The organism is Leisingera sp. S2M4 (assembly GCF_055398055.1).
The window spans coordinates 1649409-1661288 of the sequence record NZ_AP040861.1 but is presented as its reverse complement, the minus strand read 5'-3'; the positions used below and the strand labels follow the sequence as shown (position 1 = coordinate 1661288).

General features: G+C 64.5%; 13 protein-coding genes. 8 read left to right on the top strand and 5 right to left on the bottom strand.

What is annotated here, in order from left to right; genetic code table 11:
• Window positions 1–19: 19 nt before the first annotated feature.
• On the bottom strand, window positions 20–730 hold the full coding sequence (locus ACZ52D_RS08100) for a uroporphyrinogen-III synthase (protein WP_464443092.1): 711 nt from the start codon (window positions 728–730) through the stop codon (window positions 20–22).
• Between the two features lie 90 nt (window positions 731–820).
• On the opposite strand from ACZ52D_RS08100, the gene tsaD reads away from it, so the two are divergent.
• Genes tsaD through ACZ52D_RS08075 form a run of 5 tightly spaced genes read left to right on the top strand, consistent with a single transcriptional unit; the run spans window position 821 to window position 4016 of the window.
• Window positions 821–1918 carry a tRNA (adenosine(37)-N6)-threonylcarbamoyltransferase complex transferase subunit TsaD gene (tsaD, locus tag ACZ52D_RS08095; protein ID WP_464443091.1) on the top strand — a complete coding sequence of 366 codons (1098 nt, stop codon included), beginning with the start codon at window positions 821–823 and terminating at the stop codon, window positions 1916–1918.
• On the top strand, window positions 1915–2877 hold the full coding sequence (locus tag ACZ52D_RS08090) for an NAD(P)H-dependent glycerol-3-phosphate dehydrogenase (protein WP_464443090.1): 963 nt from the start codon (window positions 1915–1917) through the stop codon (window positions 2875–2877). The genes tsaD and ACZ52D_RS08090 overlap by 4 nt, the downstream gene beginning before the upstream one ends.
• Before the next feature lies 1 nt (window position 2878).
• Entirely contained in the window at window positions 2879–3151 is a 273-nt protein-coding gene (locus ACZ52D_RS08085; RefSeq protein ID WP_222454347.1) for a YciI family protein, read from the top strand.
• Complete coding sequence (locus ACZ52D_RS08080; RefSeq protein ID WP_464443089.1) at window positions 3151–3573, top strand: EVE domain-containing protein; 423 nt, start codon at window positions 3151–3153, stop codon at window positions 3571–3573. The genes ACZ52D_RS08085 and ACZ52D_RS08080 overlap by 1 nt, the downstream gene beginning before the upstream one ends.
• A 47-nt stretch (window positions 3574–3620) precedes the next feature.
• Complete coding sequence (locus tag ACZ52D_RS08075) at window positions 3621–4016, top strand: DUF1761 domain-containing protein (protein WP_464443088.1); 396 nt, start codon at window positions 3621–3623, stop codon at window positions 4014–4016.
• Between the two features lie 341 nt (window positions 4017–4357).
• Here the strand turns inward: ACZ52D_RS08075 and ahcY are convergent, their stop codons facing one another.
• Complete coding sequence (gene ahcY / locus ACZ52D_RS08070) at window positions 4358–5746, bottom strand: adenosylhomocysteinase (protein ID WP_222454350.1); 1389 nt, start codon at window positions 5744–5746, stop codon at window positions 4358–4360.
• A gap of 197 nt (window positions 5747–5943) precedes the next feature.
• Window positions 5944–6258 carry a hypothetical protein gene (locus ACZ52D_RS08065; protein ID WP_222454351.1) on the bottom strand — a complete coding sequence of 105 codons (315 nt, stop codon included), beginning with the start codon at window positions 6256–6258 and terminating at the stop codon, window positions 5944–5946.
• Between the two features lie 238 nt (window positions 6259–6496).
• Between ACZ52D_RS08065 and ACZ52D_RS08060 the strand changes: the two genes are divergently transcribed.
• Window positions 6497–7093, top strand: a complete 597-nt coding sequence (locus ACZ52D_RS08060) for an HD domain-containing protein (RefSeq protein WP_222454352.1) — start codon at window positions 6497–6499, stop codon at window positions 7091–7093.
• Window positions 7094–7456: 363 nt separating this feature from the next.
• Here the strand turns inward: ACZ52D_RS08060 and ACZ52D_RS08055 are convergent, their stop codons facing one another.
• A complete protein-coding gene (locus tag ACZ52D_RS08055) occupies window positions 7457–8011 on the bottom strand; it encodes an ActR/PrrA/RegA family redox response regulator transcription factor (protein ID WP_222454353.1) in 555 nt (184 codons plus the stop codon).
• A 77-nt stretch (window positions 8012–8088) separates the two neighbouring features.
• Entirely contained in the window at window positions 8089–8709 is a 621-nt protein-coding gene (locus ACZ52D_RS08050; RefSeq protein WP_464443087.1) for an SCO family protein, read from the bottom strand.
• Window positions 8710–8825: 116 nt separating this feature from the next.
• Here ACZ52D_RS08050 and regB point away from each other — a divergent pair, with 116 nt between their 5' ends.
• Window positions 8826–10208 carry a sensor histidine kinase RegB gene (gene regB, locus ACZ52D_RS08045; protein ID WP_222454355.1) on the top strand — a complete coding sequence of 461 codons (1383 nt, stop codon included), beginning with the start codon at window positions 8826–8828 and terminating at the stop codon, window positions 10206–10208.
• A gap of 89 nt (window positions 10209–10297) precedes the next feature.
• Window positions 10298–11845, top strand: coding sequence for a PAS-domain containing protein (locus ACZ52D_RS08040; protein ID WP_369929706.1), 1548 nt, complete (start codon window positions 10298–10300; stop codon window positions 11843–11845).
• Window positions 11846–11880 lie beyond the last annotated feature (35 nt).

Genomic DNA, 11880 nt, shown 5'->3' with positions numbered 1-11880 from the left:
CCTGCGAATAGGCCGGACACTACTCCGCGCCTTCGCTCCCCTCAAGCCGCGACACTGCGTCTGCGGCATCACGCACCGCTTGTGTCATTGCTTTGCTATCTGCTGCTCCGCTTACGCGCAACGTCTTGAAGTTCAAGCACTCTAACGGTTCAGCCACCGCCTTGCTGAGCGCGACCAGATGCAAATTGCCAGCATCTCCGCATTGGCTGGCAAAATGACGCGCCGTTCTGGGTGAAAAAAGCGGCACGATCACGCCGGTCGGCCCGGCGATCAGCCGTCTCGCAGCCTCGCTCAGCGGCAACAGGGCCTGATCGTAGACAACCTGCTCCTCACAAGGCAAGCCCGCGCCGCTCAACCGCTCGGCCACCGCGCCGCGACCATGCGCCCCACGCAGATGCAACAATGGCGCCGGGGGGCGCCGTGACAGCAGCGTGTCGATCAGCTCCTCCGCGCAGGCGCCGGCACACTCCGCCTGCCACCCCGCCTGGCGGGCGACCGCTGTGGTATGGGGGCCGACGCAAAACGCGGGCCGACGCGCCGCGGTTTCACGTGAAGCGATTGCAACCGCATTGGCGGAGGTAAAGATCACCCCGCGAAAGGCGCTTACATCAAGGGATGCGATGCGGGGGTGGATCTCCATCAACGGGGCATGGGTCACCTGCAGCCCGGCCCGCAGGTCATCGGGCAATCCGGCCACAAACCGCCTTGCCGCCTCCATTGGACGTGTCATCAGCAATGGGACCATCGGCAAGGCTCCCGGGATTGTTTGCAGGCCGCTTAGGTGGTAGCCCCGGCGACAATTCGATGCAACGGTAACACCATGACAAAGACCCTGAACATCCTGGGGCTGGAAAGCAGCTGCGACGACACCGCCGCCGCGGTCGTCCGGCAGACCGAAGGCGCCCGGCCCGAGGTTCTGTCCTCGATCGTGTTCGGCCAGACCGAGCTGCACAGCGCCTTTGGCGGCGTGGTGCCGGAAATCGCCGCCCGCGCCCATGCTGAAAAGCTCGACATCTGCGTGCGCGATGCGCTGGCCGAGGCCGGCCTGACGCTGAAGGACATGGATGCGGTCGCCGTCACCGCCGGGCCGGGGCTGATCGGCGGCGTGATGTCGGGCGTGATGTGCGCCAAGGGCATCGCCGCCGCCACCGGGCTGCCGCTGGTCGGGGTCAACCACCTGGCGGGCCACGCGCTGACGCCGCGGCTGACCGATGGCATCGCCTATCCCTACCTGATGCTGCTGGTCTCTGGCGGGCACTGCCAGTACCTGCTGGTGCGCGGACCTGAGGATTTCACCCGTCTGGGCGGCACCATCGACGATGCGCCGGGCGAGGCGTTTGACAAGACCGCGCGCCTGCTGGGCCTGCCGCAGCCGGGCGGCCCTGCGGTGCAGGCCGAGGCGGAAGGCGGCGACCCCAAACGCTTCCGCTTTCCGCGCCCGCTGCTGGACCGGCCCGATTGCAACCTGTCGTTCTCGGGGCTGAAGACCGCGCTGATGCGGATGCGCGATCAGATCGCGGCAGAAAAGGGCGGGCTGACGCGGCAGGACCGCGCCGATCTTTGCGCCGGGTTCCAGGCGGCGGTGGTGGACACGCTGGCAGAGAAAACCCGCCGCGCGATCCGCCTGTACATGGACGAGAACCCGGCCCAGCCCACGGTCGCCGTGGCCGGCGGCGTGGCGGCAAATACCGCCATTCGCGCCGCGTTAGAGACTGTTTGCGCCGAGGCCGAAGCCGCCTTCACCGCACCACCGCTGCGGCTGTGCACGGATAATGCGGCGATGATCGCCTATGCCGGGATGGAACGCTTCCGGGCGGGCGCGCGCGACGGGCTGGACCTGACGGCACGACCGCGCTGGCCGCTGGACACGGCAAGCCCGGCGCTGATCGGATCGGGCCGCAAGGGAGCAAAGGCATGACTGTTTCGGTTCTGGGCTCAGGGGCCTTCGGCACCGCGCTGGCGATCTCTTTGGCCGGAAACGGGCCGGTCACCCTGTGGGCGCGCAACGCCGGGGCCGCCGCCGAGATGCAACGCGACCGCTGCAACACGGCCCGGCTGCCCGGAGTGGCCCTGCCCGAGGCGCTGACCGTCACCGCCGATCTGGCGGCCGCGGCGGCCGCCGACGTGCTGCTGCTGGCGGTGCCGATGCAAAAGCTGCGCGGCGCGCTGATTGACCACCACAGCCTGCTGGCGGGCAAGACGCTGGTTGCCTGCTGCAAGGGGATCGAGCTGAACACCGGATTGGGCCCGATCGCTGTGATGCGCGATGTGCTGCCGGACGCCGCCCCGGCGCTGCTGACCGGGCCGAGCTTTGCCGCCGACATCGCCCGTGGCTTGCCGACCGCGCTGACGCTGGCCTGCGCCGATGCCGACCGTGGCCGCGACTTGCAGCAGCAGCTGACCACCGCGAACCTGCGGCTCTACCGCACCACCGACACCATCGGCGCCGAGCTGGGCGGCGCGCTGAAGAACGTGATGGCCATCGCCTGCGGGGCCGTCATCGGGGCCGGCCTCGGCGACAGCGCACGCGCCGCGCTGATGACCCGCGGCTATGCCGAGATGCAGCGCATGGCGCTGGCCTGCGGCGCCCGGCCCGAGACACTGGCCGGGCTGTCGGGCTTTGGCGACCTGACGCTGACCTGCAGTTCGGAGCTGTCGCGCAACTACCGGCTGGGCCTGTCGATCGGACGCGGCGAGAGCTTTGATGCCTCGCTCACGGTGGAGGGCGCCGCCACCGCCCGCGCCGTCGCGGCACAGACCGAGAAGCTGAAACTGGAGATGCCGATCACCCGGACGGTAACCAATTTGTTGGATCAGGAGTTGACGATCGAGGAGGCAGCGGCCCATTTACTTAAAAGACCGCTAAAAGAGGAATAAAATGCTCATCGCCTTGATCGCCCGTGACAAACCCGGCCATTTGCAGACCCGTCTGGACAACCGCGACGCCCATCTGGCCTACATCAAGGACACCGGCGTGGTCGCCCAGGCCGGCCCGCTGCTGGATCAGGATGGCAATATGGCCGGCTCTCTGGTTATTCTGGACGTCGAGGACATGGCGGCAGGCCAGGCCTGGGCCGACAATGATCCCTACAACAAGGCAGGCCTGTTCGAGGCTGTCGAATTGATCACCTGGAAAAAGGTCATCGGCTGATGCGCTACTGGCTGTTCAAATCCGAACCCTCCACCTGGAGCTGGCAGGACCAGCAGGCCAAGGGGGACGCGGGCGAGGAATGGGACGGCGTGCGCAACTACCAGGCGCGCAATTTCATGCGCGAGATGAAACTGGGCGACCGCGGGTTCTTCTATCATTCGCAGAAGGAAAAATCCGTGGTCGGTATCGTCGAGGTCTGCGCCGAGGCGCATCCCGACAGCACCACCGAGGACGACCGCTGGGAGTGCGTCGACATCAAGGCGGTGCGCAGCTTTGCCAAGCCTGTCAGCCTGGACCAGATCAAGATGGATCCGCGGCTGGAGGAGATGGTTCTGGTCAAGAACTCCCGCCTGTCGGTGCAGCCGGTCAGCGAGGCCGAATGGCAGGCCATCTGCGCGCTGGGGCAGACAGATCCGGATTGATCTGGCACTCTACTCCGCAAGTGGCTGAAACCATTGGGGAGTACGACATGGAATTTCTAAGTGTGATTGTCGCGACAGCGGTGTCCTTTGGCATCGGGGCCGGCTACTACGGCGCGCTGGCCAAGCCCTGGATCGCGGCCTCCGGCGTGGAATGCGACGCGGACGGGCAGCCCAAGGGCAGCCAGAATCCGATGACATACGCGCTGGCCTTTGTATTGCAGCTGATCGTGGTGGGCATGATGCGCCACGTGTTCACCCTGTCGGGCATCGACACATTGGGTGCCGGGCTGGTGAGCGGTCTGGGAATCGGCCTGTTCTTCATCACCCCGTGGATCGCGCTGAACAACCTTTATGGCGGCCGCCCCGTGATGCTGACGGTGATCGACGGCGGCTATGCCACGCTGGCCTGTGCGGCGGCGGGATTGGTGCTGACGCTGTTCTGAGAGCGCTGCGATTGCCGTCGCAAACGACCGCACCGCATGCCAACGCCTGAAACTGAAAAAGGGAAGACCCTGCGGACAGACAGGACCTTCCCTTTCCACCCCGCGTGCCCATATCCACCACACGCGTCTGAAAATCTGGTTCCTGGCCGTCCTGGCCGGTTCCTAAGAGATACCTCATCTCCCCGCGATTCCGCAAAGCAATAACCCCGACAATGCGAGACAAATGGTGCAGGCCCGACGGTGCCCATGGACAAACCGGCTGCGCCATCGGTCGGCCCCTGAACGAAAAAGGCGCCGCCGGATTGCTCCGGCGACGCCCTTTTTCGTGCGGGTAGGACCCGTCAGTAACGGTAGTGTTCTGGCTTGAACGGGCCTTCGGGCTTGACGCCGATATAGGCGGCCTGCTCGGGGGTCAGTTCCGTCAGTTTGACGCCGATGCGGCCCAGGTGCAGACGGGCGACCTTCTCGTCCAGATGCTTGGGCAGGATGTAGACGTCATTTTCGTACTTGTCGCCGCGGGTCCACAGCTCGATCTGGGCCAGCACCTGGTTGGTGAAGCTGGCCGACATCACGAAGGACGGGTGGCCGGTGGCGTTGCCGAGGTTCAGCAGGCGGCCCTCAGAGAGCAGGATGATGCGGTTGCCCGAGGGCATCTCGATCATGTCGACCTGGTCCTTGATGTTGGTCCACTTGTGGTTCCGCAGCGCTGCGACCTGGATCTCGTTGTCGAAGTGGCCGATGTTGCCGACGATCGCCATGTCCTTCATCTCGCGCATATGCTCGATGCGGATCACGTCCTTGTTGCCGGTGGTGGTGATGAAGATATCGGCGGAGGAGACGACGTCTTCCAGCAGCACCACCTCGAAGCCATCCATCGCGGCCTGCAGGGCGCAGATCGGGTCGGCTTCGGTCACTTTCACGCGCGCGCCGGCGCCGCGCAGCGAGGCGGCAGAGCCCTTGCCCACATCGCCATAGCCGCAGACCACGGCGACCTTGCCGGCCATCATGGTGTCGGTGGCGCGGCGGATACCGTCGACCAGCGATTCCTTGCAGCCGTATTTGTTGTCGAATTTCGACTTGGTGACCGAGTCGTTGACGTTGATCGCCGGGAACGGCAGCTGGCCGTTCTTCTGCAGATCATACAGGCGGTGAACGCCGGTGGTGGTTTCCTCGGAGACGCCCAGGATCGCGTCGCGGGTCTTGGTGAACCAGCCCGGCGACTCCTTCATGCGTTTCTGGATCTGCGCCTTGATGACGGTTTCTTCCTCGGACTGCGGCACCGGGATGATCTCTTCGCCGGCCTCGGCGCGCGCGCCCAGCAGCACGTACAGGGTGGCGTCGCCACCGTCGTCCAAGATCAGGTTCGGACCTTCCGGGAACATGAAGGATTTGTCGAGGTAATCCCAATGTTCTTCAAGGCTTTGACCCTTGACGGCAAAGACCGGAATGCCCGCTTCGGCGATGGCGGCGGCGGCGTGGTCCTGGGTCGAGAAGATGTTGCAGGACGCCCAGCGCACGTCTGCGCCCAGCGCCACCAGCGTTTCAATCAGCACCGCGGTCTGGATGGTCATGTGAAGCGAGCCGACGATGCGCGCGCCCTTCAGCGGCTTGCTGTCGCCGTATTCTTCGCGCAGGGCCATCAGCCCCGGCATTTCGGTTTCGGCGATGTCCAGCTCCTTGCGGCCATAGGCTGCCAGCGAGATGTCCTTGACGATATAATCCCCGGCCATAGTTTGCTCCATTCCGGTTACGAGTTCACTTGCAGCAGGGCGTAGCACCGCAGGTGTTTATATTCAACGAAGATACCCGCAACCGGGACACGGCGGCCCGGCATCCAACCTGGACAGGATGTTCAGAAAGTCGCGAAGATACGCCGCGGTGGCAAAATCACCGAGGCAAACTGGCCGCGCCAGAGGGGCGCAAGACGTCAGCTGGGGGTTCCCGGCTCGGCTTCGGAGTCCGGAATATGGAAGAACGAGGAGCCGGTCGCCACGACGCAGCTGATCCCATTCGGATGCGTGACCAGAACGGTAAAGGTACCGGTTTCATCGGATGACCAGACCTCGATCACGGTGGCCTGGGGCCGGGTTGTTTGCAATCCGCCGGCGGTCAGCCGCTCGGAATATCCCGATTGCAGTTTTTCCGTCATGGCGGTGCGGTCGCCACAGCTGGCTGCCAGGGCAGGCGGTGCGGTCGCAGCCATACCGAACAACAGTGATACCCCTAATATGCGCTTAAACATGGCAATCTCCTTTCCTGTGCATGCCACGTGAGGAAAAGGGGTTGCCGCGAAAGGGGGCGCGGAGCCCCTTCATACCAATGATATTGGGTCGAACAGCGCCGGTTTCAAACTCACGGGGCATAAACACCGCGTATGGTGGCCTGCGGTTTCGGTCCGTCCCGCGCGCGACAGGACCATTGCCCGCACCCCGATCAGCGGGTAGGCACGGCCTTATGTCACAGTGATCAGGATGAAATTCATGCCCGCAAAACCTGCCCGCGCCTGGCAGCGGATGCTGTCCGGCCGCCGCCTGGACCTGCTGGATCCGACCCCGATGGATATCGAGATCGAGGACATCGCCCACGGGCTGGCCTTTGTGGCGCGCTGGAACGGGCAGACGCGGGGCGATTTCGCCTATTCGGTGGCGGAGCATTCATTGCTGGTCGAGGAGATCTTTACCCGGATGCAGCCCAAGGCGCCGGTGAAATGGCGGCTGGCGGCGCTGCTGCATGACGCGCCGGAATATGTGATCGGCGACATGATCTCTCCGGTGAAAGCCGCCGTCGGCCCCGGCTATGGTGAGCTGGACCAGCGGCTGACGGCCGCGATCCACATCCGCTTTGGCCTGCCCGCAGCGCTGCCCAAGACGGTGAAGGCGCAGATCAAGCGCGCCGACAAGGTCAGCGCCTGGATGGAAGCGGTGCAGATCGCCGGATTTTCAGAGGCCGAAGCGACCAAGTTCTTTGGCCGCCCGAACGCGGAGATCACCGGCAGCCTGGACATTCACCTGCGCCCACCGGTCGAGGTGCGGCAGGATTTCGTGGCGCGGCATCATCAGCTGATCGCACAGATGTAACAGCGCGGTCAGCCCAAGGCCTCTGCCCGGTCGGTCAACGCGTCTTTCAGTACTGCTGTATGCTGCCGGGTCCCTGCGGGATCTGAAGCAAGGCAAGAATGGCGGCGCCGCCACGGGGCGGAGGTGGACGGGCGTATCCGCCCGCGTGCTAAACGTTGTCGCTGCACGGCCCGCACCTGCGGATCCGTTTCCAAGAAAGACCGGGAGTGTCAGGCCCGGCGTTGACCGCGATCAAGCCCGACCATGACAGACATCGAAGAATACCGCGTAAAGGCAGCGTGCGCCGGTCGCGCAACACCTGCCCGTAGATCGACAGGCGCGGTTCGGGCGCCTGCCGCAGAGGCGGACAGCAGAGGTTCGGGATCAGCGCGGGCTGCGCTTGGCCAGGATCCGCTGCAGGGTGCGACGGTGCATGTTCAGGCGCCGCGCGGTCTCTGACACATTGCGATCGCAGAGCTCGTAGATGCGCTGGATGTGCTCCCAGCGTACGCGGTCGGCGCTCATCGGGTTTTCCGGCGGCGGCGGCAGCTCGTCGGTGCTGGCCAGGAGCGCGTTCATGATGTCGGTGGCATCGGCCGGTTTCGACAGGTAGTCGGTGGCGCCGATCTTGACCGCGGCAACCGCGGTGGCAATGGCACCGTAGCCGGTCAGAACCACCACGCGGCTGTCTGGGCGTTTCTCGCGCAGCACCTCGACCACGTCGAGGCCGTTGCCGTCCTCCAGCCGCAGGTCGACCACTGCGTAGGCCGGCGGGCGGGCGGTGGCGATGGCGCTGCCGCCGGCAACCGAACCTGCGGTCTCCACCTCAAATCCGCGCTTCTCCATGGCCTTGGCCAGACGCCGCAGGAACGGCTCGTCGTCATCGACCAGCAGCAGCGATTTGTCCGGCCCGATCTCCTGCAGAGCAGTTTCCGTCATGCCCGGTCCTCCGCGTAGGTTTCAAAGTCTCGCCAGAGTATGTCCGGGCGAGGGAAAAGGTCAAACAGCTATCCGCCTCAGCTGTTTTCGATGAAGCAGGCGGTTTTGTCGGCCAGCTGCTCGGGGGTTTCGTCCCGGCGGAAGAACTCGACGAAGCCCTGTTCGGGCAGCACCAGGTAGGAGAAGGTGGAGTGATCGACCAGGTAGTAGTCGTCATCGCCCTCGTTCTTGCGGTAGTAGGTCTTGTAGGCCTGGCTGGCGGCCTTGACCTGCGCCTCCGACCCGGTCAGGCCGATCATCTTTTCATGCAGGTTTTCGGCATATTCTCCAACGACTTCAGGCGTATCGCGGGCCGGATCGACCGAGATGAACACCGGCGTCACGCTGTAGCCGCGCTCGGCCAGCACATCGATCGCTTCGGCGTTGCGGGCCGCGTCCATCGGGCAGACGTCGGGGCAGAAGGTGTAGCCGAAATAGACGATCGTCGGCTCGGTGATCACATCCTTGTCGGTGACCGTTTCGCCCTTGGCATTGACCAGTTCGAAGGGGCCGCCAATGGTGTCGCCGCCCGCCGCAATCTGGCTGCTGCGACATTGTGCCAACCCGTCGCCGCTGTCCTCGGTGCGGGTCAGGAACCACCCGGCGCCCAGCAGGGAGGCAACGCAAACAGCGGCAAGAATTGCATAAAGACGGGTCATGTAGTCACACCTATGGTCAGGCAAGGGTTGTTGATCGTTGTCGGCGGCAGACCTATCAAGAAATGCGACCGATGCAACTGCTGCACGGCGTCACATCTACGGGAGCACCCAGGCCGATGATCAACCGCCTATTCCGGCTGACAAGCGGGCAGGAACACAGCAACTGGATCCGCCTGCGCACGTTGATCCTGCTGCGCTGGGTCGCCATCACCGGCCAGCTGGCGGCGATCGCCGTCGCCCAGTACCACTTTCAACTGCAGCTGCCGCTGCTGCTGTGCTACCTGGCGATCGGCGTCTCTGCGGTCGGCAACCTGGTGGCCATCTTCGCATTTCCGGAAAACAAGCGCCTGACGGAGTTCGAGAACTTCCTGATGGTGCTGTTCGATCTCCTCCAGCTGGCCTTCCTGCTGTATCTGACCGGCGGCTTGAACAACCCCTTCGCGCTGCTGGTGCTGGGGCCGGTGACGATCTCGGCGGCGGTGATGGCGCTGCGCTCGACCCTGATCATCGGTGCCACCGCGATCATCCTGGTGACGCTGATGGCCGAATTCCACCTGCCGCTGCGCACCGAGGTCGGGTTCGTCCTGCGGGTGCCGGATGTCTTCATCTTCGGCAACTGGATCGCCATCGTCATCGCCATCCTGTTCATCGGCGCCTATTCGTTCCGGGTCAGCAACGAGATGCGGCTGATGTCGGACGCGCTGAGCGCAACCCAGCTGGCGCTGTCGCGCGAACAGAAACTGACCGATCTGGGGGGCGTCGTCGCCGCCGCCGCGCATGAACTGGGCACGCCGCTGGCCACCATCAAGCTGACCAGCGCCGAGCTGATCGAGGAGCTGGACGACCGCCCCGACCTGCGCGAGGATGCCGCGCTGATCCGTGCGCAGGCCGACCGCTGCCGCGACATCCTGCGCAGCATGGGTCGCGCCGGCAATGACGATCTGCACCTGCGCCAGGCACCGTTCTCGGCCCTGGTGAACGAGGCCGCCGAGCCGCATATGCACCGCGGCAAGGCAGTGCTCTATGACGAAGCACCGCTGGAAGGCGGCGACTTTCAGCAGCCCACCGTGCTGCGCAAGCCGGAGATCATCCACGGGCTGCGCAACCTGGTGCAGAACGCGGTGGATTTCTCGCAGTCCACGGTCTGGATCACCGCGGCCTGGGATGATGACACCATCGTGCTGCGCATAAGCGACGACGGCAAAGGCTTTCCGCCGCAGCTCTTGGGGCGGATCGGCGATCCCTTCGTGCGGCGGCGCAAGGGCGAAAGCGAACACCATCAACGCCCCGAATACGAAGGCATGGGCCTGGGTCTGTTCATCGCCAAGACGCTGCTGGAACGCACCGGCGCGCGGCTGCGATTCGCCAATGGCCGCGAGGCCGACCACGCCACCGACCGCCGCGGCGCGGTGGTCACCGTCACCTGGCCGCGCAAGGAAATCGACGCGATGGAGGATGGCGGCCCTGTCATTGGGAAAAATTTACCTTTAGAAATTTAACTATTCACTTTTAGGCAACCAATTAAACATGAATTAACCTTTATTAGCGCACCATACCGGTAAACGAGATCTGAACTGGGCAGGACAAGATGCAGAATTTCGCTTCGATCGAATGGTTTGGACTGGTGGCCCTCTGTGCGGCAACGGCAGCGGCTGCGGTGTGGTGGTTGTCGCCCAATCCTCGCCGCCGCGGTATGGAGCATGATCTGCTGGTCGGCGATAGCCGCAGCGATGCGGTCTTCCTGTTTGATGACAACAGCCTGATCGGCTGGTCCTCGGGCGCCCGCAAGTTCATCGGCGACCAGGCGGAGAACTTTGACTGGAGCATGTTGCGCGATCAACTGTCCCGCAGCTATCCCGGCCTGCCACAGTCGCCCGGTTTCCTGCGGGATGTCGGCCCCCTGGTGTTGTCCGGCACCGCCTCGGCCGAAAACCGCGAGGCCCATTGCGAATGGATCGACGGCGTCACCCGCGTTCAGCTGCGCCGCAGCGACCTGGAAGACAAGAACAAGACGCTGGACCAGGAGCTGACCACCCTGCGTGCTGCCGTGCATCAGGCGCCCTACCCGGTCTGGCTGCAGTCCGAGGAAGGCAACGTCACCTGGTCGAACCTCGCCTATGATGACCTGAGCCAGAAGATCCGCGGCCGCGATGCCGATTTTGCCCAGCCGCTGTTTACCGACCTCGAGGACCCGATGACCAGCGGCAAGCCGGAGCGGATCAGCATCCCGCTGCCCGATAGCCAGAAGAAACTGTGGTACAACGTCTCTACCACCGAAACCGAGGCCGGCTGGCTGTGCCACGCGGTCGACGTGAACGCGGTGGTCGATGCCGAGGTGGCGCAGCGCAACTTCGTACAGACCCTGGCCAAGACCTTTGCCCAGCTGTCGATCGGCCTCGCAATCTTTGACCGCAACCGTCAGCTGGTGCTGTTCAACCCGGTGCTGATCGACCTGACCGCGCTGCCGGCCAACTTCCTGTCCTCTCGGCCCAACCTGCTGACCTTCTTTGACCGCCTGCGCGATCAGCGGATGATGCCGGAGCCCAAGAGCTATTCCAGCTGGCGCCACCAGATGGCGGATCTTCTGGAGGCCGCCGCAGAAGGTCGTTACCAGGAAACCTGGTCGCTGCCGTCGGGCTCCGTCTACAAGGTGTCGGGCCGTCCGCATCCCGATGGTGCCGTCGCCTTCCTGTTCGAGGACATCACCGCCGAAGTGACCCTGACGCGCCAGTTCCGCTCCGAGCTGGAGGTGGGCCAGTCGATCATGGACCAGATGGAGGAGGCGATCGCGGTGTTCTCCTCCGATGGCACCATGAGCTTTTCCAACAGCGCCTATCGCGAGCTGTGGCGGATGGACCCGGATGCAACCTTTGCCAAAGTGTCGATCATGGATGCCAGCCGCATCTGGCAGGACACCAGCACACCGACCCCGGTCTGGGGCGAGATTCGCGACTTCGTGGCCGGCTGCGAGGCCCGCGATGCCTGGTGGTCCCGCGTGCAACTGCGCGACGGCACCAAGCTGATCTGCAAGGTCTCGGCGATCCAGAACGGGGCCACCATGGTCAGCTTCCGAACCCCGGAAACCAATGTGCTGCCGACGGATCAGGAACGCTTCCCCGCCATCAGCCAGGGCTAGGGTCGAAACCCGCTTGCAGCAGCTTCGCGGCAACG

What these genes read in the sequence shown, in the direction of transcription:
- ACZ52D_RS08100 (WP_464443092.1), bottom strand. Translation starts at nt 730, where the DNA reads ATGACACGTCCAATGGAGGCGGCAAGGCGGTTTGTGGCCGGATTGCCC.
- tsaD (WP_464443091.1), top strand. Translation starts at nt 821, where the DNA reads ATGACAAAGACCCTGAACATCCTGGGGCTGGAAAGCAGCTGCGACGAC.
- ACZ52D_RS08090 (WP_464443090.1), top strand. Translation starts at nt 1,915, where the DNA reads ATGACTGTTTCGGTTCTGGGCTCAGGGGCCTTCGGCACCGCGCTGGCG.
- ACZ52D_RS08085 (WP_222454347.1), top strand. Translation starts at nt 2,879, where the DNA reads ATGCTCATCGCCTTGATCGCCCGTGACAAACCCGGCCATTTGCAGACC.
- ACZ52D_RS08080 (WP_464443089.1), top strand. Translation starts at nt 3,151, where the DNA reads ATGCGCTACTGGCTGTTCAAATCCGAACCCTCCACCTGGAGCTGGCAG.
- ACZ52D_RS08075 (WP_464443088.1), top strand. Translation starts at nt 3,621, where the DNA reads ATGGAATTTCTAAGTGTGATTGTCGCGACAGCGGTGTCCTTTGGCATC.
- ahcY (WP_222454350.1), bottom strand. Translation starts at nt 5,746, where the DNA reads ATGGCCGGGGATTATATCGTCAAGGACATCTCGCTGGCAGCCTATGGC.
- ACZ52D_RS08065 (WP_222454351.1), bottom strand. Translation starts at nt 6,258, where the DNA reads ATGTTTAAGCGCATATTAGGGGTATCACTGTTGTTCGGTATGGCTGCG.
- ACZ52D_RS08060 (WP_222454352.1), top strand. Translation starts at nt 6,497, where the DNA reads ATGCCCGCAAAACCTGCCCGCGCCTGGCAGCGGATGCTGTCCGGCCGC.
- ACZ52D_RS08055 (WP_222454353.1), bottom strand. Translation starts at nt 8,011, where the DNA reads ATGACGGAAACTGCTCTGCAGGAGATCGGGCCGGACAAATCGCTGCTG.
- ACZ52D_RS08050 (WP_464443087.1), bottom strand. Translation starts at nt 8,709, where the DNA reads ATGACCCGTCTTTATGCAATTCTTGCCGCTGTTTGCGTTGCCTCCCTG.
- regB (WP_222454355.1), top strand. Translation starts at nt 8,826, where the DNA reads ATGATCAACCGCCTATTCCGGCTGACAAGCGGGCAGGAACACAGCAAC.
- ACZ52D_RS08040 (WP_369929706.1), top strand. Translation starts at nt 10,298, where the DNA reads ATGCAGAATTTCGCTTCGATCGAATGGTTTGGACTGGTGGCCCTCTGT.